At 69.0% G+C, this 24,024-nt stretch carries 23 protein-coding genes; 17 read left to right on the top strand and 6 right to left on the bottom strand.

Translation table 11 applies throughout. From position 1 onward, the window contains the following. The first annotated feature begins 17 nt into the window (after positions 1–17). From AC1HFH_RS23035 to AC1HFH_RS23025, 3 genes are all read left to right on the top strand, one after another. Positions 18–1,751 carry a hypothetical protein gene (locus tag AC1HFH_RS23035; protein WP_480244867.1) on the top strand — a complete coding sequence of 578 codons (1,734 nt, stop codon included), beginning with the start codon at positions 18–20 and terminating at the stop codon, positions 1,749–1,751. A gap of 41 nt (positions 1,752–1,792) precedes the next feature. Continuing rightward, the gene (locus AC1HFH_RS23030) at positions 1,793–2,449 is read left to right on the top strand and encodes a hypothetical protein (protein ID WP_480244866.1); all 657 of its coding nucleotides are present in this window, start codon (positions 1,793–1,795) and stop codon (positions 2,447–2,449) included. A 65-nt stretch (positions 2,450–2,514) separates the two neighbouring features. Then, a complete protein-coding gene (locus AC1HFH_RS23025) occupies positions 2,515–4,164 on the top strand; it encodes a serine/threonine protein kinase (RefSeq protein ID WP_480244865.1) in 1,650 nt (549 codons plus the stop codon). 117 nt (positions 4,165–4,281) lie between these two features. Here AC1HFH_RS23025 and AC1HFH_RS23020 read toward each other — a convergent pair whose 3' ends face one another. Continuing rightward, a complete protein-coding gene (locus tag AC1HFH_RS23020; RefSeq protein WP_480244864.1) occupies positions 4,282–5,145 on the bottom strand; it encodes a poly(ethylene terephthalate) hydrolase family protein in 864 nt (287 codons plus the stop codon). Between the two features lie 35 nt (positions 5,146–5,180). Here AC1HFH_RS23020 and glmS point away from each other — a divergent pair, with 35 nt between their 5' ends. Beyond that, entirely contained in the window at positions 5,181–7,061 is a 1,881-nt protein-coding gene (gene glmS, locus AC1HFH_RS23015; protein ID WP_480244863.1) for a glutamine--fructose-6-phosphate transaminase (isomerizing), read from the top strand. Between the two features lie 3 nt (positions 7,062–7,064). Here glmS and AC1HFH_RS23010 read toward each other — a convergent pair whose 3' ends face one another. Then, on the bottom strand, positions 7,065–7,484 hold the full coding sequence (locus tag AC1HFH_RS23010) for a cupredoxin domain-containing protein (RefSeq protein ID WP_480244862.1): 420 nt from the start codon (positions 7,482–7,484) through the stop codon (positions 7,065–7,067). Positions 7,485–7,669: 185 nt separating this feature from the next. Here AC1HFH_RS23010 and AC1HFH_RS23005 point away from each other — a divergent pair, with 185 nt between their 5' ends. The 8 genes from AC1HFH_RS23005 (at position 7,670) to tsaD (ending at position 15,221) form a co-directional block, all read left to right on the top strand. Then, entirely contained in the window at positions 7,670–9,289 is a 1,620-nt protein-coding gene (locus tag AC1HFH_RS23005; protein WP_480244861.1) for an NAD(P)H-hydrate dehydratase, read from the top strand. Between the two features lie 7 nt (positions 9,290–9,296). After that, complete coding sequence (locus tag AC1HFH_RS23000; RefSeq protein WP_480244860.1) at positions 9,297–9,470, top strand: hypothetical protein; 174 nt, start codon at positions 9,297–9,299, stop codon at positions 9,468–9,470. 770 nt (positions 9,471–10,240) lie between these two features. Continuing rightward, positions 10,241–11,386: an alanine racemase gene (gene alr / locus AC1HFH_RS22995; RefSeq protein WP_480247954.1), complete on the top strand. Its 1,146-nt coding sequence runs from the start codon at positions 10,241–10,243 to the stop codon at positions 11,384–11,386. Continuing rightward, positions 11,383–12,480, top strand: coding sequence for an alpha/beta fold hydrolase (locus AC1HFH_RS22990; RefSeq protein ID WP_480244859.1), 1,098 nt, complete (start codon positions 11,383–11,385; stop codon positions 12,478–12,480). The genes alr and AC1HFH_RS22990 overlap by 4 nt, the downstream gene beginning before the upstream one ends. Next, a complete protein-coding gene (gene tsaE, locus AC1HFH_RS22985) occupies positions 12,473–12,943 on the top strand; it encodes a tRNA (adenosine(37)-N6)-threonylcarbamoyltransferase complex ATPase subunit type 1 TsaE (RefSeq protein ID WP_480244858.1) in 471 nt (156 codons plus the stop codon). The genes AC1HFH_RS22990 and tsaE overlap by 8 nt, the downstream gene beginning before the upstream one ends. 42 nt (positions 12,944–12,985) lie before the next feature. Continuing rightward, entirely contained in the window at positions 12,986–13,651 is a 666-nt protein-coding gene (tsaB, locus tag AC1HFH_RS22980) for a tRNA (adenosine(37)-N6)-threonylcarbamoyltransferase complex dimerization subunit type 1 TsaB (RefSeq protein ID WP_480244857.1), read from the top strand. Beyond that, positions 13,651–14,181, top strand: coding sequence for a ribosomal protein S18-alanine N-acetyltransferase (rimI, locus tag AC1HFH_RS22975; RefSeq protein WP_480244856.1), 531 nt, complete (start codon positions 13,651–13,653; stop codon positions 14,179–14,181). The genes tsaB and rimI overlap by 1 nt, the downstream gene beginning before the upstream one ends. Further along, the gene (gene tsaD / locus AC1HFH_RS22970; RefSeq protein ID WP_480244855.1) at positions 14,178–15,221 is read left to right on the top strand and encodes a tRNA (adenosine(37)-N6)-threonylcarbamoyltransferase complex transferase subunit TsaD; all 1,044 of its coding nucleotides are present in this window, start codon (positions 14,178–14,180) and stop codon (positions 15,219–15,221) included. The genes rimI and tsaD overlap by 4 nt, the downstream gene beginning before the upstream one ends. A gap of 10 nt (positions 15,222–15,231) precedes the next feature. Here the strand turns inward: tsaD and AC1HFH_RS22965 are convergent, their stop codons facing one another. Beyond that, the gene (locus tag AC1HFH_RS22965) at positions 15,232–16,761 is read right to left on the bottom strand and encodes a DUF7159 family protein (protein WP_480244854.1); all 1,530 of its coding nucleotides are present in this window, start codon (positions 16,759–16,761) and stop codon (positions 15,232–15,234) included. 474 nt (positions 16,762–17,235) lie between these two features. On the opposite strand from AC1HFH_RS22965, the gene groES reads away from it, so the two are divergent. Next, positions 17,236–17,538, top strand: coding sequence for a co-chaperone GroES (gene groES, locus AC1HFH_RS22960; RefSeq protein ID WP_480244853.1), 303 nt, complete (start codon positions 17,236–17,238; stop codon positions 17,536–17,538). Between the two features lie 109 nt (positions 17,539–17,647). Next, the gene (gene groL, locus AC1HFH_RS22955) at positions 17,648–19,249 is read left to right on the top strand and encodes a chaperonin GroEL (protein WP_480244852.1); all 1,602 of its coding nucleotides are present in this window, start codon (positions 17,648–17,650) and stop codon (positions 19,247–19,249) included. A 139-nt stretch (positions 19,250–19,388) separates the two neighbouring features. Here groL and AC1HFH_RS22950 read toward each other — a convergent pair whose 3' ends face one another. The 3 genes from AC1HFH_RS22950 to AC1HFH_RS22940 form a co-directional block, all read right to left on the bottom strand. Beyond that, complete coding sequence (locus AC1HFH_RS22950; RefSeq protein ID WP_480244851.1) at positions 19,389–19,637, bottom strand: RskA family anti-sigma factor; 249 nt, start codon at positions 19,635–19,637, stop codon at positions 19,389–19,391. 1 nt (position 19,638) lies between these two features. Continuing rightward, complete coding sequence (locus AC1HFH_RS22945; protein WP_480244850.1) at positions 19,639–20,226, bottom strand: sigma-70 family RNA polymerase sigma factor; 588 nt, start codon at positions 20,224–20,226, stop codon at positions 19,639–19,641. A 147-nt stretch (positions 20,227–20,373) separates the two neighbouring features. Then, positions 20,374–20,667 (bottom strand): WhiB family transcriptional regulator, encoded by a 294-nt coding sequence (locus AC1HFH_RS22940; protein ID WP_480244849.1) that lies wholly within the window; start codon positions 20,665–20,667, stop codon positions 20,374–20,376. A 550-nt stretch (positions 20,668–21,217) separates the two neighbouring features. On the opposite strand from AC1HFH_RS22940, the gene AC1HFH_RS22935 reads away from it, so the two are divergent. The 3 genes from AC1HFH_RS22935 to AC1HFH_RS22925 all read left to right on the top strand — a co-directional run bounded on the left by AC1HFH_RS22935 (position 21,218) and on the right by AC1HFH_RS22925 (position 23,949). After that, positions 21,218–22,042 carry a hypothetical protein gene (locus tag AC1HFH_RS22935; protein ID WP_480244848.1) on the top strand — a complete coding sequence of 275 codons (825 nt, stop codon included), beginning with the start codon at positions 21,218–21,220 and terminating at the stop codon, positions 22,040–22,042. Positions 22,043–22,220: 178 nt separating this feature from the next. After that, on the top strand, positions 22,221–22,799 hold the full coding sequence (locus tag AC1HFH_RS22930; RefSeq protein ID WP_480244847.1) for a sigma-70 family RNA polymerase sigma factor: 579 nt from the start codon (positions 22,221–22,223) through the stop codon (positions 22,797–22,799). Next, positions 22,792–23,949 (top strand): anti-sigma-D factor RsdA, encoded by a 1,158-nt coding sequence (locus AC1HFH_RS22925; protein ID WP_480244846.1) that lies wholly within the window; start codon positions 22,792–22,794, stop codon positions 23,947–23,949. The genes AC1HFH_RS22930 and AC1HFH_RS22925 overlap by 8 nt, the downstream gene beginning before the upstream one ends. Positions 23,950–24,024: the final 75 nt, after the last annotated feature.

Raw genomic sequence — 24,024 nt, 5'->3', positions numbered from 1 at the left:
GAGGGTAGGGGGTTTGAATGGGTAAGGACGTCGATGAGATTTTGGATGATGGCGCGGGTGGTCTGCAGTACTTCATTCAACTCGAGCGTAGATATGAGCGAGCGTTTGGCGGTTTGGGCGGGCTGAGCTGGAAACAGCTGTGTGCCAAATATGACCGCCAGCGCGGAATGAGCTTGGCCAGTATGGAAGCGGCGGTGGACGGTCTTGAAAAGATGCTTGCATCTGCCGATACCGAGTGGGAATCGCAGGACCGGATAGCCAATTCGCTGCCCAGCGTGTGGGGTGGTGCTGCTGCTGAGTCGGGCATCGGGATGTTGCGAAATCAGCTCGGGCAAGCAGAAATCGATCTGAAGCAGGTTCGTGATGGGATGACTGTGTTCCGGGCTGCGGTGCCGCAGTTTCGTTCGATTGCCGAGAGGACTGCATTGCATGCCAAGGAACTTATGGTATCTGCCGATGAGGACTCGTGTGGGTTTACCGACGAAGTTTCTGTTGATGGCAAAAGTCCAGAGGATATCGATGAGATAATATCGGGCGCGCAATCGGGTTGGCTTTCATCGGGCGCAAACCCGTTCGGTGGGGAAAAGTTGATCACCAAGTTGGGGCGAATATTTCCGGAGTTGGATGCAAACAGTCTCGACAACGCGTGGACGGTACTAACTTCTACAACCTTGGGTGCCGGCTATCAAGCTGATTCCGATTTTGCGAAGAAGGTGCGTCGGGTATGCAATGATTGGCTGGATGAGGTTTTCAAAGTCGAGTACGATGACAAGCGAAGTACTTTTGTGGAGAACTGCGATTCCTCACACGAGAGTTGTGAACTTGTCTATGAGATGTTGACGGGTGTTCTTGGTCGGTTCGAAACGTCTGCCTACGAGTCGCCTGCCGGTGATCCGGAAAAGGTGAATACCGACGACAACGGGAACGGTGACGGCAACGGGGATGGGTCGGGAGACGGCAGCGGCACTCCTTCGACCACACCGGCCAGTACGACGCCGACGACGACCGATACCGAGACGCCGACCACCGATACCGACACGGATGACGACGAAGACGACGATGACGAGGCCCTGGATCTCTCGGATCTACTTAGCGGGCTTTCCTCGCTGACTGATATCGGGTCTCAGTTGGGGTCGCTGGTCAGCACGATGGCGGCGCAGGCCGAGACGGGGCTGGAATCGCTGACGAGCACGTTGGGGGAGGACCTCGATACCGCGGTAGCACAGCTGCAGGAGCAGGCCGAGGACATCCTCGATCCGGAAGGTGGTGAGGGTGAGTCGCCGGCTGCCCAGTTCGAGGTGGACGGCAAGCAGGTGTCGGTGGAGATCGGCCCGGACGGCGAGTTGAAACTGGTGGTGACCGACGAGAACGGCGAGCCGCAGGACTACGAGCTGGAATTCGATGAGAACGGTGTGCCGACGCTGACCGATCCGGACGCGGAGGCCGAAGAGGGCGAATCCGAGGACACCGGCGAAGGCGACGGTGAAGAAGGGGCGCAGACCCCCGGAGCCGGCGGACTGCGTGGGCCCGGTGGCAGCGGCCGACAGGAACCGGATGGTGAGCACTGGTCGCAGCCGATGCCGGTGGAACAGTCCGAGGAAGAGTCGGACGAGAGTGCGGAGCAGCCGCCCGAGCAGCCGGTCGCGCAGACCCCACCGCCTGTCGAGCCGCCGACCGCTCCGGTTCCGTCGGAATCCGAGCCACCGGTGCCCGATACCGGTGGCGAACTGGCTCAGGCCGGTCCACTGTGATCGCGCCCGGACTCCGCAGCTAGCGATTCGAAGGAGAAGGCATGGATCCGATCGCGGAGATCGAACGCATCGGCGAGGAGCATCAGCGCAGGTCCCGGCTGCTGCTCGAGGAACTGCACGAGATCAACCAACGGACCGCGGCTCGCTCTCGGGAGCTGGCGGAGCGGTCTGCCCAGGAGATGCGCGAGTTCTGGGAGGAGAAGGCCGAGGAGCAGGCGGAGCAGGAACGCCGCGAAGCCGAACAGCGTCAATCGGAGCAGGAACAGAACCCCGACGCACAGCGGGCGGAACCCGGGATGACGCGGCCCGGCCCGGCTGATTCGGTACCGGGGCGCGACCCGTGGGCCGCACCGGGTTCGACCGTTCCCCAGCCTGCGCACCCCGGCGGTCCCGGTCCGGTAGTGGGACAAGACCCTTGGGCCGCGCGCAGCACGACACCGCCGGGACAGCCGATGGCACCGGCCGCGCACCACCACCAGGAACCGCAGGCCGGGCGGCACTGGCTCGCACCGGGTGCCGAGGAACAGCAGGGGCGGCATTGGGCGCCCGAAACACGGTCGCTGGAAACCGAGGAGGATCAGCGGGCGGCCATTGCGGCGGCCCGGGCCAGGCGGAAGGCGCAATCCGACACCGTGCGGCCGCTGGACGAGGGCGATCCGGAGGCCGAGTTCTATCAGCGCAAGAGCTGGCTGATCTGAACCGGGCTGTAGGGCGCTAGCATTGGCGCTGCTCGGTTGTGTTCGACAGAGGATGGGGGGCGCCGGTGCGTGGCCTGGGTGCTGGTGATGTTTTCGTCGGTTACGGCATCGAAGGAGTGCTCGGCCGGGGCGGGATGGGCACGGTGTACCTGGCGCGGCATCCGCGGTTGCCGCGCAAGGTTGCGCTGAAACTGCTGAACGAGGATGTCTTCGGGGAGGAGGAGGTCCGGAGGCGGTTCGAGCGGGAAGCGGATCTCGTTGCGCAGCTGGAGCATCCGAATATCGTTTCGGTGTACGACCGGGGGCTCGAGGGGCAGACGCTGTGGATCTCGATGCAGTACGTCGACGGGACGGATGCGGCGGCGCTGGGGGCCACCGATCCGGCGCGTGCCGTCCGGATCGTCGCCGAAGCCGCTGCGGCCCTGGACTATGCGCACGGGCAGGGGATCCTGCACCGGGACATCAAACCGGCGAACATCCTGCTCGGTGCGGCCGAGAACGGGCGGCCCGAACGGGTGCTGCTCGCGGACTTCGGGATCGCCCGGCTGCGTGACGACACCAACGGCTTGACCCAGACCGGCACCTTCACCGCCACGCTCGCCTATGCGGCGCCCGAACAGCTGGCCGGGCTCGCCCTGGACCATCGCTGCGACCAGTATTCGCTGGCCTGCACCCTGTTCGTGCTGCTCACCGGGGACGCCCCGTTCGCCGCGACCAACCCGGTCTCGGTGATCGAGTCACATATGTCGGCGCCGCCACCGCCGCCCAGTTCCCGCCGCCCCGAACTCCCGGCGGCACTGGATGCGGTACTGGCGCGGGCGATGGCGAAGCGGGTGGAGGATCGGTACGCATCGTGCGGCGAATTCGCTGCCGCAGCCGAACAGGCGTTGCGTGGTGGCGTTGCCCCGATGGGGCGGCATCCGTCGTTCCCGGCACACCCGGTGCCGCCGAGCCCGTCGCTGCCCGGGCAGCCGATTTCACCGCACTACGCTGCCCCGATGCCGAACCAGCGGGTACCGCAGCCGTATTCCCGCCCGATGGCACCGAATCCCGGTCACCCGGCGCCGAATCCGGCCATGCGACCGGGACAGCCGTATGCGCCGATGCGGCCGATCGGCCCGGCCGTGCCGCGTCGGCGCAGCAGCAATGCGATCTGGATCGTGCTCGCCATCATCGGCGTCGTGGTCGTGCTCTGCGGCATCGGCATCGTCGGCGCGATCGCTGATTCGGTTTCCGATGCGACCAGGGAACCCTGGCCCGCCCAGCAGCAAGCCATTGTCGACGTGTTTCCCGAACTGTTGCCCACAGACGATTCCTACCGGAGCAGGGGATACGGCGACACGCGATGCCATGACGTAGAGCAGGACGGTCACCCGGGGATTTCCTGCCTCGGCGGTGACGGCCCGTGGTTCGAGGTATACGACTACGGCACCGAGGCTGCTGTGCAGGAAAAGATCGACGAGGTCAATGCGGATAACGAGCAGTTCTCCGACCCGCTGATGGAGCCGGAGTACATCGCGCACGACGGATGCTTCAACCCGCCTGGGGTGTACAAGGCAGCCCCCGGTAGCTGGGCTGCGATCGAGGCCCAGGTGTTCATCACCTTCAGCGACGTGGACCAGCGCCGCTTCCTGATCCTGGTGGACTGGATCGGCCACACGAACGACCAGATCATCACCGACTGGTGGCAGGACGCCCCGCTCTGCTCGTACTGACCACGGCGTGTGCCCGGGCGGCCGGCTCCGGGACCATCGGTGGCCGAAGGCGTGGGGCCAGCGGATTTCGGTTCGGCGTCGGATACGGCCGTACGGTGCCGAGGGTCCGGCGGCCCCTCAGGACCGCAACGTCTTGATCAGCTGCCGGATCTGGGCGGCCGACGGCCGGTCGTCTTCCTTCTCGACCGGCGCGTCCGGGTCGATCACCGTGGTGTGCGCGATGGCCTGTTCGGGGTCGGCGAACGGTGCGTACTTCTCGTCCCGGGCCAGGGTGTTCAGCAGGAAACCGGTGAGCAGGGCTCGGGTGGTTCGGTCGGTCTTGCGATCGTATTTGCCGCCACCGAGAGCGGAGAGCACCCGGCGGCCCTCGACGATGCCCGTGTTCGACGCTCCGGTCAGCTGCCGCAGCACCACCGGGCCGGACCAGCCGGCAGCGAGGTCGCGGGCGGTGGAATTGGCGGTGTCCAGTTCGGTCCCGGTCAGGATCAGGGCGGTGGCGTCGATATCGCGGGCGAGCGGGATGGCGGCGGGGGAAGTGGGCGCCGGGAAAAGCGGTACGACCGCGGCGACCCGGCGCTTCGCAGCGGCCAGTACGGCGGCGCCGCCGCCCATGCCGTGACCGGCCAGTGCCAGCCGGTCCGGGTGCACGCTGATCGAACCGTCACCCAGCCGGACACCGGTGCAGATGTCGAGAGTCGTGAGCAGATCGGCCGCCAAGCCCTGATGTGACGGAATCGGCCCGCGTTCGGTATCGGCGGCGGCGACCACAAAACCCCATGAGGCGAGGTGTTCGAGCAGGCCACGGTAGTTGTCCGGTCCGGTCAGCCAGCCGTGCGCGAAGGCCACGGCTGGCAGATTCTTGCCCTGCTCGGGCGTGTACACCACCCCGGGCTGGCCCGCGATGCCCAGATTCCCGCGCAGCACCTTGTGTGGGCCACGGACGGACAGGGCGCTCAGAAGCGATTTCACAGACACCGACACGCGAGCAGGTTAGCCGATAAGTAGGGTGGTGAACCATGTGCGGAATCGTGGGCTACGTCGGGTACCGGGACGCGCTCGGCGTCGTTGTCGATGCGCTGCGCCGCATGGAGTACCGCGGATACGACTCGGCCGGAGTGGCGATCCTGGACGGTACCGGCACGATCGCGGTCGAGCGCAAGGCGGGCCGGCTGGCCAACCTGGAAGCCGAACTGGACGCCGACGGGCCCGGGCGTTTCGCCGGGACCACCGGGATGGGACACACCCGGTGGGCGACCCACGGTGCGCCCACCGACCGCAACGCGCACCCGCATTCCGATGCCGCCGGGAAGGTCGCGGTGGTGCACAACGGCATCATCGAGAACTTCGCCCCGCTGCGCCACGAACTCGAGGATGCCGGGGTGGAGCTGCTCAGCGACACCGACACCGAGGTCGCCGTGCACCTGGTGGCCCGGGCCTACGCCGAGGGGCCGACGGCCGGTGATTTCGCTGCCAGCGCGCTCGCGGTACTGCGGCGGCTGGAAGGCGCGTTCACGCTGGTGTTCACGCATGCCGACCATCCCGGCACGATCATCGCGGCCCGCCGGTCCACCCCGCTGGTCGTCGGGGTCGGCGAGGGTGAGATGTTCATCGCCTCCGACGTCACCGCGTTCATCGAGCACACCCGGGAAGCGGTCGAGCTGGGTCAGGACCAGGCCGTGGTGATCACCGCCGACAGCTACTCGGTCACCGATTTCGCCGGTGGTACCGAGGACGTGCACCCGCGTCCGTTCACCATCGACTGGGATCTGGCCGCCGCCGAGAAGGGCGGCCACGACTACTTCATGCTCAAGGAGATCGAGGAGCAGCCGACGGCGGTCGCCGACACGCTCATCGGCCACTTCGTCACCGACGAACGCGGCGGCCGGATCGTCCTGGACGAGCAGCGGCTCGCCGATCAGGAACTGCGCGAGTTCGACAAGGTGTTCGTGGTGGCCTGCGGCAGCTCCTACCATGCGGGCCTGCTCGCCAAATACGCGATCGAGCACTGGACCCGGGTGCCGGTGGAGGTGGAGCTCGCCAGCGAGTTCCGCTACCGCGACCCGGTGCTGGACCGGTCGACGCTGGTGGTGGCGATCTCGCAGTCCGGCGAGACCGCCGACACGCTGGAAGCGGTCCGGCACGCCAAGGAACAGAAGGCCCGCGTGCTGGCCATCTGCAACACCAACGGCGCGCAGATCCCCCGCGAATCCGATGCCGTGGTCTACACCCGCACCGGGCCGGAGATCGGCGTGGCCTCCACCAAGGCCTTCCTGGCGCAGATCGCCGCGAACTACCTGGTCGGCCTGGCCCTGGCGCAGGCTCGCGGCACCAAGTACCCCGATGAGGTGGCCCGCGAATTCCAGGAGCTCGAGGCGATGCCGGAGCTGGTGTCGCGGGTACTGGAGTCCGGGCCGCAGGTGCGGGCCATCGCCCGGGAGCTGGCGCACCGTCCGACCGTGCTCTTCCTCGGCCGGCACGTCGGCTACCCGGTGGCACTGGAAGGCGCGCTGAAACTCAAGGAACTCGCGTACATGCACGCGGAGGGCTTCGCGGCGGGCGAACTCAAGCACGGACCGATCGCGCTGATCGAAGAGGGCCTTCCGGTGATCGTGGTGATGCCCTCGCCGAAGGGTCGCGCGGTGCTGCATTCCAAGCTGCTCAGCAACATCCGGGAGATCCAGGCGCGCGGCGCCCGCACCATCGTGATCGCCGAAGAGGGCGATGACGCCGTGCGCCCGTTCGCCGACGACCTGATCGAGATCCCCGCGGCGCCGACGCTGTTCCAGCCGTTGCTGTCCACCGTCCCGCTGCAGATCTTCGCGGCCGAGGTGGCGCAGGCCCGCGGCTACGACGTCGACAAGCCGCGCAACCTGGCGAAGTCGGTCACGGTCGAATAGCGGCTACTCCGTGACGGTGATGGTGCCCCGCATATCCGGGTGCAGTGCGCACAGATAGCGGAATTCGCCGGGGACGGTGAAGGTGTAGCTCCATTCGCCCTCGTCCATGATCGGGCTGTTGATGCCCATCGCCTTGTCACCGATACCTTGCGCCGAATGCGGCTTGTCGTCGCTGAACACCCAGGTGACGGTGTCGCCGACGCGGACGGTCGCTGTCGCGGGGGAGAAGGCCATATCGTCGACCCGCACGGTGAGGGTCGCCGGTGGTGAATCGCTGGTGTCGATCGTCGAGGTGGCGGAGTTGCCGGTGGTAGTGCCGGTGGTGTCGTCCGTATCGTCGGTGCAGCCGGACAGCGTCACCGCCAGCAGGAGGGCGATTCCGGCGGTGCGGCGGGCGGTTCCGGTACGGAGACGGGTCGGCATGCGGTCGAGCGTAGTCCTCGGGTTCGGTGCCGGGTTTCGGCCGGGTCCGATTGCGCTATTCGCACACAAACCGCGCCGAAAGCTCGAAATTGCGCCGATCCGGGTCGCTTCTGTGCGATTAGCGCAACCGATGCGGCGGAGTAAGGTCGCGTCGGACCGATCCGGAAGTGCTGCGGGAGGCGTTCATGGGTGCGGAACGGGGTTTCTACCCGGTCGATGAGGTGCGGGCGGCCGAGGCGGAATTGTTCACTCGGGTGGCCGACGGGGTGCCGATGCGCCGGGCGGCATACGGACTGGCCCGGGTGGTCGCCGAGGAACTGCGCGAACGTACCGGTGGGGTGGTCGGCCGCTCGGTGGGACTGCTGGTCGGCTCCGGTGACAACGGGGGAGATGCATTGTGGGCGGGGGCCTTTCTGCGGCGACGTGGGGTGGCGGTGACGGCGGTGCTGCTGAACCCGGAGCGCGCGCACCGGGCCGGGCTGGAAGCGCTGCGGCGGGCCGGTGGGCGGATTGTGCGGTCCGGCGTCGCGCACGGTGATCTGGATGATGCGCGATCGGCGGCGGAGACCGGGCTGGTTTCGGAGTTCGGCGGGGGCGAGGCGTCTGTCGGTGTCGAGCGCTCGGCCGAGGACGGGGAGGCCGGATCGGCTCCGACGGTTGTCGAATCGCGAGTGGACGTGGTTCGCCCGACCGCCAACGTACTGTCCGGTGTAGATCTCGTGCTCGATGGAATCGTCGGGATCTCCGGAAAGGGGCCGCTGCGGCCGGTGGCAGCCGAGATCGTGGCGCGGACCGCGGCGCCGATCATTGCGGTGGATCTGCCGAGCGGTGTCGACCCCGATACCGGGGTGGTGGCCGGACCGGCAGTGCGGGCCGACGTGACGGTCGCCTTCGGTGCGCTCAAACCGGTGCATGCGCTGGCGGCACCCCAGTGCGGCCGGACGGTGCTGGTCCCGATCGGCCTGGAACTGCCGCCGCCGGGTCTGGCCGCGCTGGAGCCTGCCGCCGTCGGCGCCGGGTGGCCGGTGCCCGGCCCGTTCGACGACAAGTACAGCCAGGGCGTGACCGGGGTGTGCGCGGGTAGCGCCACCTATCCGGGGGCAGGGGTGCTCTGCACCGGAGCAGCGGTAGCGGCCACTGCGGGGATGGTCCGCTACGCCGGGCCGGACGCCGAGGTGCTGCACCGGTTCCCGGAAGTCGTGGCGACACCCACGGTGGCCGCGGCCGGGCGCGTCCAGGCCTGGGTGTTCGGCCCCGGCTCCGGGACCGGATCGGAGGCCCGCGAACGCCTCGTCGAGATCCTGGCCACCGACCTGCCGGTCTGCATCGATGCCGACGGTCTCACCCTGCTGTCCGCCGAACCGGAGCTGGTCCGCGGGCGCACCGCCCCGACCGTGCTCACCCCGCATGCCGGTGAGTTCGCCCGGCTCACCGGCCGGGAACCGGGCGACGACCGGGTCGCCGAGGTCCGGGCGCTGTCGGAAGCCTGGCAGGTAACCGTCCTGCTCAAGGGACGCGCCACACTCGTCGCTGCACCGGGTGAACGCACCCTGGTCAACGAGGCCGGCGGTTCCTGGGCCGCCACCGCCGGCTCCGGCGACGTGCTGTCCGGGGTGATCGGTGCCCTGCTGGCCGCCGGCCGCCCACCGGCCTGGGCCGCGGCCGCCGCCGCCCGCGCCCACGCCCTGGCCGCCGCCCTGGCAGCTCGCGAACATTCCCCGGTCGGTGCGCCGATCTCGGCTACCCCGCTGCTGGGTCACCTCCGTCCGGCGATTCGGGTGTTGCGGGAGTATGCGGCCAGGTGAGTCCAGCGTGATACGTGCCCGGCCGGCGGCCGGCTGCCAGCAGGCCTGGGCCGCGGCCGCCGCTGCCCACGCCTTGGCCGGCCGCGAGTATGCCCTGGTCGGTGCGCCGATCTCGGCTATCCCGCTGCTGGGCCACCTTCGTCCGGCGGGCCGGGTGTTGCGGGAGTACGCGGCTGCGTGAGTCCGGGGTGCTCGGTGCCGTGCGGCCGTCGGCCGCGAGCAGGGCCGACGAAGCGGGACTCGGCAGAACCGTTTCCCGAACCGCCCACCTATGAGCGACAAACCGGCGTCCTGGACGGCGGGCCGGCTATTTGTCGCTCGGAGGTGGGCGGTTTACGAATAGGTACCCGGGAGGTCGGGCCTTTCTCAGGCAGCGACCTACGGCTGGGCCGCCGTCCGCGCTCACCCCTTGGCTGGCCGCGAGTATGCCCTGGTCGGTGCGCCGATCTCGGCTACCCCGCTGCTGGGCCACCTCCGTTCGGCGATTCGGATGTTTGCGGGAGTATGCGGCTGGGTGAGCCCGGAGTGCCTGCGTTGGCCGGCGCCGCCACGCTCCGCGGCGGTGGTCTGCGGCTGGGGCAGGTGTTCGGTGCAAGTGCAGGTGTCCTGGTTCGTGGGGATCGTTTCGGTGGCTTGCTGCTGGGCTGGGTCCGGCTGGCGACGCGATTGCTGCGGGCCTTATGCGGTCGAGGATTCCGGTCGCCCGGCCGATCGGACGAGCCCGCGCCGCAGCTGCGTCCGATAGATCGGGTGCGCTGGTCTCGGCTCCCTGTCGGTCGGCCATCTTCGCCGCTCGGCCAGGCCGATGTGGATGACGGCAGCCACGGACTGTCTCCGAACCGTCGGCGACTTCGGTCGGGATCAGTTCGGCCGGACGCCCGGGTGCGGTTGCTGGTGGTCCGCTTACCGGCGGGGGCCGCCGGGCGCCGGTGGGTGATCGGTTCGGGCGGGCTGGCAGGATCGATCGCTGTGAATGCGCAAGTGGAGACCGTCATCGACCTGGACGCCATCGCCCACAATGTGCGGGTGCTGGCTGCGGCGGCGGGCGACGCAGCGATGATGGCGGTGGTCAAGGGGGACGCCTACAACCACGGCGCCGTCGAGGTGGCCCGTGCGGCGCTGGCGGCGGGTGCCCGGGAACTGGGTGTCACCACCATCGCCGAAGCGTTGCGTCTTCGGGCGGCGGGGATCGACGCACCGATCCTGTCCTGGCTGAATGTCGCCGGCGCGGACTTCGGGGCGGCGATCGCGGCCGATATCGAGATCGGTGTCTCGTCCCGGCGGCAGTTGCACGAGGTGGCGGTGGCGGCGCGCGAGCTGGGCCGGCCCGCCACGGTGACCCTGAAGGTCGACACCGGGCTGAACCGCAACGGGGTCGCGCCGGACGAGTATGCCGGGGTCCTCACCGACCTGGCCGAACTGGTGGCGGCCGAGACGGTGCGATTCCGGGCGATCTTCTCGCATCTGGCGCATGCCGACGAGCTCGGACATCCGATGATCGATACCCAGCGGGTGCGGTTCGAGCAGGCGATCGCGCAGGCCAAGGAGCACGGCCTGGTGCCCGAACTCGTGCATCTGGCGAATTCGGCGGCCACGCTGACCCGCCCGGACCTGCGGTTCGACATGGTGCGGCCGGGTATCTCGATCTACGGACTCTCACCGGTCCCCGGCGACGACTTCGGATTGCGTCCCGCCATGACCTGGCAGGCGCAGGTCGCCCTGGTGAAACGGGTCGCAGCCGGCGAGGGCGTCTCCTACGGCCACCAGTGGGTCGCGGACCGGGACACCACGGTCGCGCTCGTCCCGGCCGGGTACGCCGACGGTGTGTTCCGTCCGCTCAGTGGGCGTTTCGACGTGTGGCTCGGCGGTGCCCGGCACCGTAATGTCGGACGGGTGTGCATGGACCAGTTCGTCGTCGACCTGGGCGACAATCCGGCCGGGGTGAGCGAAGGGGATCGAGCAGTGCTGTTCGGCGGTACAGCCGGTGTTCCGCATGCCCAGGAATGGGCCGATCTGCTCGACACCATCCACTACGAGGTCGTGTGCTCGCCCCGGGGCCGGGTGAGCCGCCGATTCGTCGGCGGTGCGGCCCGATGAGCGTGCGGCGTAAGACCCTCGCCCGCGGCGGCCTGGCGACGGCCGGGGTGCTGGGGACCTGGGCGGGTGCCCACGCGTTGCGCCGCCTGGGCGCCCGGACGCTGTGGCCGGCCGAACGGGACGACTACCGCGACGAGAACTTCGCCCTCATCGACGAGGACCGCCCGGGCGTCGTGATCGCCGACGACGGTGTCCGCCTGGCCACCCGCACCTACGGCGACGAATCGGCCGAGTTCACCGTGGTTTTCGTGCACGGCTTCTGCAACAGCATGGAGTCGTTCCTCTTCCAGCGGCGCGATCTGGCGCGGCGGTGGGGTTCGCGGGTCCGGCTGGTCTGCTTCGATATGCGCGGGCACGGGCGGTCCGGTACCCCCGACGCCGACAGCTGCACCGTCGCCCAGCTGGGCCGCGATGTCGCTGCGGTACTGGCCGCACACGCCGACGACGGCCCGGTGGTGCTGGTCGGGCATTCGCTGGGCGGGATGGCGGTGCTGGCGGCGGCCGCGCAGGCGCCCGAACTGTTCGCGGTGCCGGCCGACGGTGCCTCCACCGCCGGGCGCGTGGTTGCGGTGGGCCTGTTCAGCACCACCGCCGCGGAGGTCACCGCGGGTGGTCTCGGGCAGTTGCTCCGGCATCCGGCGATCGACGGCTTCCGGGTGGCCGCGCATACGGTGCCGACGCTGGTGCAGGTGTCCCGGTCCGCGGCCCAGCACCTGATCACTCCGCTGCTGCATGTCAGTTCCTTCCACGGTCCGGTCAGCCCGACGCTGTCCCGGTTCACCACCTCGATGATCGATCGGACCCCGGTCGGCACCATCGAGAAGTTCCTGCGGGCGTTCGAACTGCACGACGAGTCCGCGGCACTGCCGACCTTGGCTCGGCTGCCGGTGCTGGTGCTGTGCGGCAGCCGCGATCTGGTGATCCCGTTCCACAATTCCCGCGCGCTGGCCCGCGAACTCCCGGACTGTGAGCTGGTCCGGCTCCGGGACGCCGCGCATATGCCGCATCTGCAGTTCCCGGAGGCGGTCGACACCGTGTTGAATCGGCTGCTGGTCCGGGCCGGCCTGGTGACAGCGGAGGAAGTCGATGCCTGATCCGAACCGGGAACCGGAACCACAGCGTCGGGTGCTGCCCACCGTCGCCGACACCGAGGCGCTCGGCCGGGAGCTGGCCGCCGCCCTGCACGCCGGTGATCTGGTCATCCTCGACGGACCGCTCGGCGCCGGCAAGACCGCGCTGACCAGGGGAATTGCCGCCGGTCTCGGAGTTGCGGGCCGGGTCAGCTCGCCGACCTTCATCATCGCCCGGGCCCATCGTCCCGGAGACCGGCCGGGCGGGGAACCGGTGGCCATGGTGCATGTGGACGCCTATCGGCTCGGCGGTGATCTCGACGAGCTCGACGCGCTGGACCTGGACACCGATCTGGAGCATGCGGTCGTCGTCGTCGAATGGGGCCTCGGTGTGGCGGAGCATCTGAGTGAACGCCATCTGCGGGTGGAGCTGTCCCGCGAGCCCGAGTCCGAGGTGCGCACGGCGATCTGGCAGTGGTGCAGCTGACCGGCGGGCAGCGCTCTACCACCCGGTATTGTTGGGGCAATCATGCTTGTACTAGCTGTCGACACCGCGACGCCTGCCGTGACAGCGGGACTGGTGGAACTGACCGACCCCGGCTCCGAGGTGCGGACCCTGGCCGCCCGGGTGCTGGTGGATGCGCGCGCGCATGCCGAGGCGCTCACCCCGCAGATCCTGGCGTGCCTGACCGAGGCAGGGGCGGCCCGCGGCGATCTGGATGCGGTGGTGGCCGGGGTCGGGCCGGGTCCGTTCACCGGGCTCCGGGTCGGGCTGGCGACCGCCGCCGGATTCGCCGACGCACTGCACCTGCCGGTGTACCCGGCCGGGAGCCTGGACGCCATCGCCGCCGAACTGCCCGACGAACCCGAGCTGCTGGTGGTGACCGATGCGCGCCGCCGGGAGGTGTACTGGGCCCGGTACCGCGCCGGGACCCGGGTCGAGGGGCCTGCGGTGAACAAGCCGGCCGACGTCCCGGCCGGTGCGGCCACGGCCATCGCCGGGTCACCGGCACATATCGCCGGATTCGAGCTGCCGGTGCGGGAGGTGGCCACACCGTCGCCCGCCGGACTGGTCCGGGTGGCGGCGGACCGGCTGCGCGCCGGCGCCGCACCGGAACCGCTGGTGCCGCTGTACCTGCGGCGGCCGGATGCGGTGGAGAAGAGTTTCCGGACCCTGGATCGGGCGGGTGCGTGATGGCGGGCTTGCACATCGCCGCCATGACCCTCGGCGATATCGACCGCTGCGCCGAACTGGAGCAGCTGCTGTTCCCGGAGGATGATCCGTGGCATGCGGTCGCGTTCCGGTCCGAACTGGCGGCCCGGCACAACCGGTACTTCACCGCGCGCGACGCCGACGACCGGCTCGTCGGCTATGCCGGAGTGGCCCTGCTCGGTGATGCCGAGCATCCGGAGGCCGAAGTGCACACCATCGGCGTCGATCCGCAATGTCATCGCGGCGGCGCCGGGACACTGTTGCTGACCACGCTGCTGGCCGAGGCGGGTAAACGCGGCGGACCGGTGTTCCTGGAGGTGCGCACGGACAACGAACCGGCGATCGCGCTGTACGCCAAGCACGGATTCCACATCATCGGCCTGCGCAAGAACTACTACCACCCGAGTGGTGCCGACGCCTATACGATGCGCCGGCCCGCGCTCGCCGGAACCGGGGAGTGGCCCGCACTCGGCTCGGCCGACCCCGGACAACAGGACGAGGTGCTGTCGTGATCGTGATGGGAATCGAGAGTTCCTGCGACGAAACCGGGGTCGGTATCGTGCGTCGGCGGCCCGACGGCAGCTGCGAACTACTCGCCGACGAGGTCGCCTCCAGCGTCGATCAGCACGCCCGATTCGGTGGGGTGGTGCCCGAGATCGCCTCGCGGGCCCATCTGGAGGCGATCGTGCCCGCGATGCGGCGAGCCCTCGCGGCGGCCGGTATCGAACGGCCGGATGCCCTCGCAGTCACCATCGGCCCGGGCCTGGCCGGGGCGCTGCTGGTGGGCGTCGCCGCCGCCAAGGCCTATGCGGCGGCCTGGGATATCCCCTTCTACGCCCTCAACCACCTGGGCGGGCATGTCGCCGTCGACACCCTGGAACACGGCCCGATGCCGCCGGCGGTGGCGCTGCTGGTCAGCGGTGGGCATACGCATCTGCTGCACGTCACCGACCTGGCCGAGCCGATCGTGGAACTGGGCAGCACGGTCGACGATGCGGCCGGGGAGGCGTTCGACAAGGTGGCCCGGCTGCTCGGTCTCGGCTATCCGGGCGGTCCGGCACTGGACGCGGCGGCGCAGACCGGCGATCCCACCGCCATCGCCTTCCCGCGCGGCATGACCGGGCCGCGGGACGCCCGCTACGACTTCTCGTTCTCCGGCCTCAAAACCGCGGTGGCCCGCTATGTGGAGTCAGCGGAACGTAGCGGTGTGCGGCCGGACCGGCTGCCGATTCCGGATATCGCCGCGTCGTTCCAGGAGGCCGTGGCCGATGTGCTGACCATGAAGGCGGTGCGTGCGGTACAGGACGTGGGTGTCGACACCCTGGTCCTGGGCGGTGGCGCCACGGCGAATTCGCGGATCCGGTCACTGGCCGAGGAGCGCTGCGCGGCGGACGGGATCACGCTGCGGGTGCCGAAACCGCGGTTGTGCACGGACAACGGGGTGATGATCGCGGCCCTGGGCGCACATGTGATCGGTGGCGGTGCCGCGCCTTCGGAGCTGACCGTGGCGAGCGATCCGGGCCTGCCGGTCTCCTGCAGCCAGGTGCACTAGCCGCCGGGGTCTAGTCGGTCGAGTCGAACGGCGCACCCGGCAGCGGAACGAATCCGCGGGCAGATGTCTGCCGGGGCGTCGACGTCGGTTCGGGCTCCGGGGTTCCGGTGGTGGTCGGCGTGGTGTCGTCCGGCTCCCCGGTAGATTCCGGGGCGAGGGGATCGGTGCTTTCGTCCGGCGTCTCCGGGTCCGGTGTTGCGGTGGTCTCGCCACTGGCGGATCCGCTCTGCAGCGGGCCGATCAGCGGTGCTTCCGGGAACGGGATGACCGGCAGTTCGGGATCCGGACGCAGGGTCGGCACGGTGGGCGTGCTGGTTGTGGCCGACGTCGGTTCCGGCAGTGTGGAACTCGGGGCGCGGGTGGTCTCCGGACGTTCGGCTCGCCGATCCTGATCTTCGGTGCGGTCGCCGCTCTCCAGGTTCCGGGCGGTGGTCGGTGCCACCTGCGGCGGCGGTATCTCGGCCGTGGGCTGCCGCGGCGAACTGGTGGTGCCGGCCGGTGAGACGTCGTGCTCGTCCGGCGTGACCGCCTTGACCCCGTAGCCGATCACCAGCCCGACCACCACGACCGCACCGGCCAGGGTGCCCACCACCTTGGTGAAGGTGCTCATCGACCCTTCCCCGATGGTCGTCACCGGGAATCCGGAAGGGGCCGCGGCGTCGGCGACCAGCGCGGCTCCTTTGGCGATCACCGCTTCCGGATCGGACACCGTGTGCACCGGCAGGTCCAGCTGCTGTTCGAGCACCGCTCGCACGGCGGGGATGTTCGCGCCGCCACCGATCACCACGATCGCTTCCGGCAGTTTGGGGGCGCGTTCGCAGACCGTGCCGGTGAAGACCGCGGCCCGGTGCAGGACCCCGGCGATCAGCTCGTCGAAATCGGCCCGGGTGAGCTTGAGCGGGCGCCCGGCGACATGGTCGATCGTCACCACCGGCGCGATGGAGAGGTGCTCCTTGGCGGCGCGACCGCGGTTGGTGAGCATGCTCCGGTTGGGGCGGGTGCCGCGCCGGGCGAAGTGCAGATCCACCAGGTGGTGATAGATCAGGTCGTCGATGGCATTGCCGCTGACCACCGAGGTGCGCTCGCTGACCAGAATGGTGCCGTCGGCCGGGTCGGCGATCGCGACGGTGAGCCCGGTGGCGCCGAAATCCAGCACCGCCACGGTTTGATAACGGGCCAGCAGGCCGGTCTCCCGCAGATAGGTGAGGGCAGCGGTGTCTTCGGAGATCAACCGCAGGTCGCGCATCCGGCCGGTGGCGGACCGGATCTGCTGGGCCTGTTCCTTGGTGCGATAAGCGACCGCGACCGAATTCGGGGGCGGCCCGGGTAATGTCGCGGCCGGGGCGCCGGGCAGATGCGGTGCCGGCAGCTGGGTGGTCATCAGCTCGATCGAGGAAGCGACCAGTTCACCGAGATCAGAGTGGGCCGCATCGGCCGAGATCACCCGGTAGTCGAAGGATTGTTCACCGGCCGCGCCGGTTGCCATCAGGGCCGAGCACACGACCTCACTGCCGGCGGAGATGCCTAGGGACGTTCGCATGTTCACCTCCCTTCGTGCGGACGGCCGCGCCTGTAGTGCAACCATCGGCGAATGGACGTACCGGGTCGCTGCGGGGTTGGTGAGCGACGCGGTGGCCTTCTGGTGAAGCATTACGGCCGGACACTGGTGCTTTCACCGACTATGTCTCAGCCTGTTATGTGAACGTTACACACTCGCGCCTTCAACCGGAAGCCCTCGATCCTGTGGGCGGCGTGTCGCGCAGTACCCGACCTTGAGTGCTGGCACTCTCACGTATAGAGTGCTAGTCGGTACCGGGTAGCCGATCGGTCCGACCGTAGTGATCGCATGCAGGTCGCTCGAAGGGGTCGTCGGCGCCGCGTGCCGGTTCGACTACTGAGCAGGGGTCCCGGCACCCGCGACGACGGGGCTGAGCGCAGTGTCGCATCCTGACCGAAGATGGTCCGGGACAACAGTTCCGGACGACCGTAATCCCCTGAAAGTGGAGGGCTCAACGTGGCGAGCGTGAACATCAAGCCGCTCGAGGACAAGATCCTCGTCCAGGCCAACGAGGCCGAGACGACGACGGCCTCCGGCCTGGTCATCCCCGATACGGCCAAGGAGAAGCCCCAGGAGGGCACCGTGGTCGCCGTCGGCCCCGGCCGGTGGGACGAGGACGGCGAGAAGCGCATCCCGCTGGACGTCCAGGAAGGTGACGTCGTCATCTACAGCAAGTACGGCGGCACCGAGATCAAGTACGAGGGCGAGGAATACCTCATCCTGTCGGCCCGCGACATCCTGGCGGTCGTCGCCAAGTGATCGCAGTCCCGGCGCATCCCGCGCCGGGATCGAGTCGTCACGTCGCTACCCCGGTGCCCCCGCTCGGGGCGCCGGGGTAGCGCTGCTTCGAAACCGAGGAACAGGACATATGGCAAAGCAGATCGAGTTCGACGAGAAGGCTCGCCGGGCTCTGGAACGCGGTGTCGACCAACTCGCCGATGCCGTCAAGGTCACCCTCGGCCCGCGTGGCCGCCACGTGGTGCTGTCGAAGGCCTTCGGCGGGCCCACCGTGACCAACGACGGCGTGACCATCGCCCGCGACATCGACCTCGAGGACCCCTTCGAGAACCTCGGTGCCCAGCTGGTCAAGAGCGTCGCCACCAAGACCAACGACGTCGCCGGCGACGGCACCACCACCGCGACCGTACTCGCGCAGGCGCTCGTCCGCGGCGGCCTGAAGAACGTTGCTGCCGGGGCCAACCCGATCGCGATCGGGGCCGGGATCGCCCAGGCCTCCGATGTGGTCTCCGAGGCGCTGCTCGCGGCCGCCACCCCGGTCTCCGGGGAACAGGCCATCGCCCAGGTCGCCACCGTCTCCTCGCGGGACCCGCAGATCGGCGAGATGGTCGGCAAGGCGCTGACCACCGTCGGCAAGGACGGCGTGGTCACCGTGGAAGAGGCCTCGTCGCTGGACACCGAACTCGTCGTCACCGAGGGTGTGCAGTTCGACAAGGGCTACCTGTCGCCCTACTTCGTCACCGACGCCGATGCGCAGGAAGCGGTTCTGGAGGACCCCTACATCCTGCTGCACCGGGAGAAGATCAGCTCGCTGCCCGATCTGCTGCCGCTGCTGGAGAAGATCGCCGAATCCGGTAAGCCGCTGCTGATCATCGCCGAGGATGTCGAGGGTGAGGCGCTGTCCACGCTGGTGGTCAACTCCATCCGGAAGACGCTCAAGGCCGTCGCGGTCAAGGCGCCGTTCTTCGGCGACCGCCGCAAGGCGTTCCTGGACGATCTCGCCGTGGTCACCGCCGGCACCGTGATCAACCCCGATCTGGGGATCACGCTGCGCGACGCGACCCTCGAGCAGCTGGGCAGCGCCCGGCGCATCGTCGTGACCAAGGACGAGACCACGATCGTCGACGGTGCGGGCACCGCCGAGGACATCGCCGACCGGGCAGCGCAGCTGCGTCGCGAGATCGAGGCGACCGACTCCGACTGGGACCGCGAGAAGCTCGAGGAGCGGCTGGCCAAGCTGTCCGGTGGCGTCGCGGTGATCCGCGTCGGTGCGGCCACCGAGACCGCGCTGAAGGAGCGCAAGTACCGGGTCGAGGATGCGGTCGCCGCGGCCAAGGCGGCCGTGGAAGAGGGCATCGTCCCCGGTGGCGGCACCGCCCTGGTGCAGGCGGCCACCAAGCTGGTGGAGCTGCGGGACTCGCTCGGCGGCGATCAGGCCGTCGGTGTCGAGGTGCTGCGCCAGGCGCTGCAGGCGCCGCTGTACTGGATCGCCGCCAATGCCGGGCTCGACGGCGCCGTCGTGGTCAGCAAGGTCGCCGAGGGCAAGGAGGGCTTCAACGCCGCCACCCTCACCTACGGTGATCTGCTCACCGAAGGCATCGTCGATCCGGTGAAGGTGACTCGTTCGGCAGTGGTCAACGCGGCCTCGGTGGCCCGCATGGTGCTCACCACCGAGAGCGCCGTCGTGGACAAGCCGGCCGAGGAAGAAGACAGCCACGGCCACGCACACTGAGTTATCGGTTACGCGAGGACCCCTGGATCCACTTCGGTGGGTCCAGGGGTCCTCGTTCTTTGTTCAGCTGCTGCAATCAGTTCGAGCGAATTCGGTTGCTATCGGGTCGAGCGAAGCTATCGGGTCGTGCGAAATCTGATCAGCTGGCGCGGGGTTCTTCGGATTCGATGGCGGCGAGCAATTTCGCCCGCAGGGACGCCGGTGGTGCGGTGGCGGAGGTCTCGGCCAGGGCTGCGAGTGCCCCCCGGGTACTGCGGACCTCCCGGAGGAAGTCCGCGCAACCGTCGGGGTCATCGGTATCGATGAGCTCTTGGATAGCGTGATGGTCTGCGTCGTCGATCGATCCGAGCGCGACGGTGTGCGCGAGATCGATGCGGCGTTCGTTCATCTCACGTCACCCCCAAACTTTTCTTCAGTCGTGTCAAACCGTCCCGGATTCGGGACTTAACGGTCGGAAGCCCGATGCCGAGATGCTGTGCTACTTCGGCATAGGTGCGCCCGCCGTAATAGGCGAGCGAAATCGCCTCGCGCTGGGTCTCGGTCAGGGTCGAGAGTCCGGCGAGGACGGACTGCTGTTCGAGTCTGCGTTCCACCTCCTCGGTCACCTCGTCGAATTCGTTGCCGAGGACCCGGATCCCGTAGGCGACCTCACGCTGGGTGTGTGCCTGCTCGGCACGAACCCGGTCGACGGCCCGCCGGTGGGCGAGCGTCATCAGCCACGTGACGGCCGATCCCTTGGCCGGATCGAAGCTGGCGGCGGTCCGCCAGATCTGGAGATACACCTCCTGGGTGGTCTCCTCGGCGTAGCCCGGATCGTGGAGCACACGGAGCACCAGGCCGAACACCCGGGACGAAGTCCGGTCGTACAGTTCGGCGAAGGCTTGTTGATCGGACTGGCCGCAGCGATGCAAAAGGGCGGCGAGCTCGATGCTTTCGGCTGCGCGTGCGGTAACCGCAGAATCCCCATTCTGTGTCATCGGTCACCAATGTAGCGCCCCTGCTATGACCTCCCTCCGTCGGGGTGCCGGTAGCCGTCTACAGCCCGGCCGCGGTGCGGTGCCGGGTGTTTGCTAGGCATTCGGCGCGTCGCCGCTTACGGATGGGGGTCGATTTGCCGACCGTCGTCACACGGCCATCCGGCGCCGGTTGCGGCGCGCATGCATCTCCCGCTCGGTCTCCGACATGCCGCCCCAGATGCCGTAGGGCTCGCTGACCTTGAGTGCGTGCGAGCGGCACTGCATCAGGACCGGGCAGGCCCGGCAGATCTCCTTGGCCCGCATCTCGCGAGCGGTGCGGGCCCGGCCGCGTTCCCCGTCCGGGTGGAAGAACACCGCGGAGTCCTGGCCGCGGCAAGCGCCCCGCATCTGCCAGTCCCAGATGTCGGCGTTCGGACCGGGGAGGTGGGTGGGCGCGGGCATGATGAACTCCTCGTCGTACAGCTCCGGATTCGCCGCCCGGCGGTCGCTGCGATTTCACACGGCGCCGACTGCGGCGGTCAGTTACATTAGGGCGCGCCGGGAATTTCCGTCAATAGCGTCATTGTCGAAGAATCCCGCTCCGCCGGTGAAAAGATTTAACCGGAACACTATTTACTTTTAACCCGGCAGCGGTACATACTGTGCGATTGCCTCGGGCGGCGGGTGTGTGCCCGTATCTCGGAGGATTGATGTTTCCCCAGTTCAGTGCCGGTTCTCTCGGTGGTCGGCGGGCTCGTTCCGTCGGCTGACGGCGAGCCCGCCGCTGCTTGCCGCAGCTACCGGGCCGCAGCCCGGGTGTGGTGGACATGGCGAGCGCGGGGCGTACCGGTTAATTCCGCGAGACGGGTGTGAATTCGCCGAAATTACGCTGGGGGCGATATCCGGCGGAGTTTTACCTGATGGAAACATGGCGGTGGGGCGAAATGCTGCGGGGTTGCTCCGGGTTCACGTCGACGGCATGGGGCGGGCTGTGGCCGGATACAGTCGGCCGGTGTTTCTGACCGTCACATCCGCCGATCCCGTGGTTTCGCAGTTGACGTCCGTGGCCTTCGGTCCGCATCCGGCAACCGCAGTCGTGGTACCGGCCGATCCCGGCGATGCACTGGGCTGCTGGCTCGCCGCGGTGGCGCTGGGAGCGCAGGGGCGGTATGCGGCGGCGCGCGTGCAACTGGACCGGGTGCCGGTCCGGACGGCGGATCCGGCGCTGCGCTCGCTCGCCCTGAGTACCCGGGCCTCCTTCGTGCGCCAGCTCGGCGGGCACGCCCGTGCGGCGGAGCTGGACGGCCGCGCAGCAGCTCTGGTGGCCGAGCCGGTGCAGCGCCGGTATCCGGGTGGCCCGGATCCGGCAGAGGCGCGCTGTGACGCCGTCACCGGGCTGGCTGCCGATGCGCTCGGCTGTGGCCGACTGCAGCTGGCCACGCGGTTGCTGGAGCGCATCGCGCCGCTCGCGGAGCGAGTGTCCGACCGGACCGCGGTGCGCCGGCACTGGGTCGGCGCCGAAACCGCCTTGGCGGCGGGCATGCCCGCGCTCGCCGCCGGCCATGCCGACGCTGCATCGGCTCGCACCGGCCCGTCGGTCCGGCATCGCGTGAAATCGGAGTTGCTGGTCGCCGCGACGGCCGCGGCAGCGGGCGACCCGGAGCACAGTGTGTTGCTGGCCACCCGGGTCGCCGACGCCTGCCGGGAACACGGCCTGTTGCCGCTGCGCTGGGCCGCGGCGATGCTGCGGGCGGGCGTCACCGGTGCGCCGGGGCCGGCAGCGGAGGCCGCCGAATGTGCCGCCCGGATCGGTGAACTCGGCGGCTGCTTCCGGTAGCCCCGGCCTGCGGTTCGGCCGGTGGCAGCCGGTGCGGTGCGAGCAGGCGGCCGGCCGGGGAAGCGCTGCCCCGAACGTCGGGGTCCGACCGGGTCGCTATGGTGGTTTCGTTCCACTATTCGGTGGAAGCTCGGTCACACCGACCGCGCCACTCGTAACGCCAGGAAAACCTCTGACGATGACGCACACGGGCGAAGAGCTGGACCTCGCCGTCGCTGCCGCTGCGCAGGGCGACCGGGCCGCTTTAGCTCAGGTATTGGAACTGGTCCGGCCACTGGTGGTTCGTTACTGCCGGGCCCGGATCGGAGCCGCGGAGCGTGGGCAGCTCTCCGCGGACGACGTTGCGCAGGAGGTCTGTCTCGCCGTGATGACAGCACTTCCGCGATACCAGGATCAGGGCCGTCCATTCATGGCCTTCGTCTATGGCATCGCATCGCACAAGGTCGCCGACGCCCATCGCAATGCCGCCCGTAACAAGGCGGACGCGATGGCCGAAGTACCAGATGTCATATCCACGGACCACGGCCCGGAACAGAAGGCTCTCGATTCGGAAACGAGCAGGCAGATGAACAGTTTGCTCGCGACTTTGCCTGAGAAGCATCGAGAGATTCTGATCCTGCGACTGGTCATGGGTCTGTCAGCAGAAGAAACGGCAACCGCTGTGGGCAGCACGGCGGGAGCGATCCGGGTGGCCCAACACAGGGCGCTCGCGAAACTCAAGTCACAAGTGGCGAGGGCAGGTGAAATGTATGGCTAGGGATGGCGATCGCGATCCCGACCGCACAGCGCGGTTCGGGTCGCATGACGGCGGTCCCTACGCCGCCGACGAGGCCGGAGACCCCGGTCCGGTCGACATTGCGGCGGTCCGCCGTGACGATGCGCTGATCGATGCCATCGCCGGTTCGGGACCCGTGGCGACCGAAAGCCCCGAGGAATACCAGCTGGCGGCACTGCTGGCCAATTGGCGAGCGGACCTGACGGCCGACCCGATACCCGCGGATCCGGACCTGGACACCGTGGTCGCGGCGGTCAATCAGGAGATCGGTGCCCGGCAGGTACGTGTCGGTGCGGCCCGCGGTGGGCGTCTGCGGCTTCTTCGTCCGGTTCTGGGCACGGCGGCGGCGCTGGCGCTGGTCGTCGGCAGCCTCACGGCCTTCTCCTACAACGCCGCGCCGGGCGATCCGTTGTGGCGGGTGAAGGAAGTCGTCTTCAGCGAGCAGGCACAGACCACGGTCGTGCAGCGTGCCGACGGCGATCTGGCCGCCGCGCAGGACATGCTGGTCAGCGGCAACGCCCAGCAGGCCCGTGCCGAGCTGGAGGAGGCGTCGGCGAACGCGACACAGGTCGACGATCCGGTCAAGCGCGGGCAGCTGCTCGATCGCTGGAACCAGCTGCGCGACGAGCTGGCCCGGATGGCGCCGGATATCGCGGCCCAATTGCCGGGTACGGATCCGGCCGTGCCGCCGGTGACCACGCCGAAGGCGCCGGGCACGGATGCCACGACGGCTCCGGCCGACCCCGAGACTCCGACGGATGTCGAGGGACCGGCCGATCCGGGCACGACGGTGCCGCCGGAGATCATGTCGACGCCCGCCCCGGAGGACTTGCCGACGGTGCCCAGTGATGCGCCGACGGTGCCGAGCGATGCTCCGACGGTGCCCAGCGACGCGCCGACGGTGCCGAGCGATGTTCCGACGGTGCCCAGCGACGCACCCACCGTGCCCGAGCCGACCTCACCTCCGGTGACCGGCCAGCCGACCGCGGATCTGCCGACCACACCGGTGCCGCCGGTGACCCCGACCGCGGGGACACCGCCGGTGCAGACCTTGCCGGCGCCGCCGACCTACTCGAACCTGCCGACGACACCGCTGCCGCTACCCGGCACCGGTGGGCTTCCCGGCAGCTGAGGTATTCGTTACGACGGCGAAGGCCCCTACCGAGAGTCTCGGTAGGGGCCTTCGCCGTCGTATCCGTGTGTGCGT

Source organism: Nocardia sp. KT25-26, from assembly GCF_056627695.1.
This window is presented reverse-complemented; position numbering and strand designations above follow the sequence as displayed.

Coding starts and splice junctions, on each gene's coding strand:
- AC1HFH_RS23035 (WP_480244867.1), top strand. CDS start 18: ATGGGTAAGGACGTCGATGAGATTTTGGATGATGGCGCGGGTGGTCTG.
- AC1HFH_RS23030 (WP_480244866.1), top strand. CDS start 1,793: ATGGATCCGATCGCGGAGATCGAACGCATCGGCGAGGAGCATCAGCGC.
- glmS (WP_480244863.1), top strand. CDS start 5,181: ATGTGCGGAATCGTGGGCTACGTCGGGTACCGGGACGCGCTCGGCGTC.
- AC1HFH_RS23010 (WP_480244862.1), bottom strand. CDS start 7,484: ATGCCGACCCGTCTCCGTACCGGAACCGCCCGCCGCACCGCCGGAATC.
- AC1HFH_RS23005 (WP_480244861.1), top strand. CDS start 7,670: ATGGGTGCGGAACGGGGTTTCTACCCGGTCGATGAGGTGCGGGCGGCC.
- AC1HFH_RS22990 (WP_480244859.1), top strand. CDS start 11,383: ATGAGCGTGCGGCGTAAGACCCTCGCCCGCGGCGGCCTGGCGACGGCC.
- tsaE (WP_480244858.1), top strand. CDS start 12,473: ATGCCTGATCCGAACCGGGAACCGGAACCACAGCGTCGGGTGCTGCCC.
- tsaB (WP_480244857.1), top strand. CDS start 12,986: ATGCTTGTACTAGCTGTCGACACCGCGACGCCTGCCGTGACAGCGGGA.
- rimI (WP_480244856.1), top strand. CDS start 13,651: ATGGCGGGCTTGCACATCGCCGCCATGACCCTCGGCGATATCGACCGC.
- AC1HFH_RS22965 (WP_480244854.1), bottom strand. CDS start 16,761: ATGCGAACGTCCCTAGGCATCTCCGCCGGCAGTGAGGTCGTGTGCTCG.
- groL (WP_480244852.1), top strand. CDS start 17,648: ATGGCAAAGCAGATCGAGTTCGACGAGAAGGCTCGCCGGGCTCTGGAA.
- AC1HFH_RS22950 (WP_480244851.1), bottom strand. CDS start 19,637: ATGAACGAACGCCGCATCGATCTCGCGCACACCGTCGCGCTCGGATCG.
- AC1HFH_RS22945 (WP_480244850.1), bottom strand. CDS start 20,226: ATGACACAGAATGGGGATTCTGCGGTTACCGCACGCGCAGCCGAAAGC.
- AC1HFH_RS22940 (WP_480244849.1), bottom strand. CDS start 20,667: ATGCCCGCGCCCACCCACCTCCCCGGTCCGAACGCCGACATCTGGGAC.
- AC1HFH_RS22930 (WP_480244847.1), top strand. CDS start 22,221: ATGACGCACACGGGCGAAGAGCTGGACCTCGCCGTCGCTGCCGCTGCG.
- AC1HFH_RS22925 (WP_480244846.1), top strand. CDS start 22,792: ATGGCTAGGGATGGCGATCGCGATCCCGACCGCACAGCGCGGTTCGGG.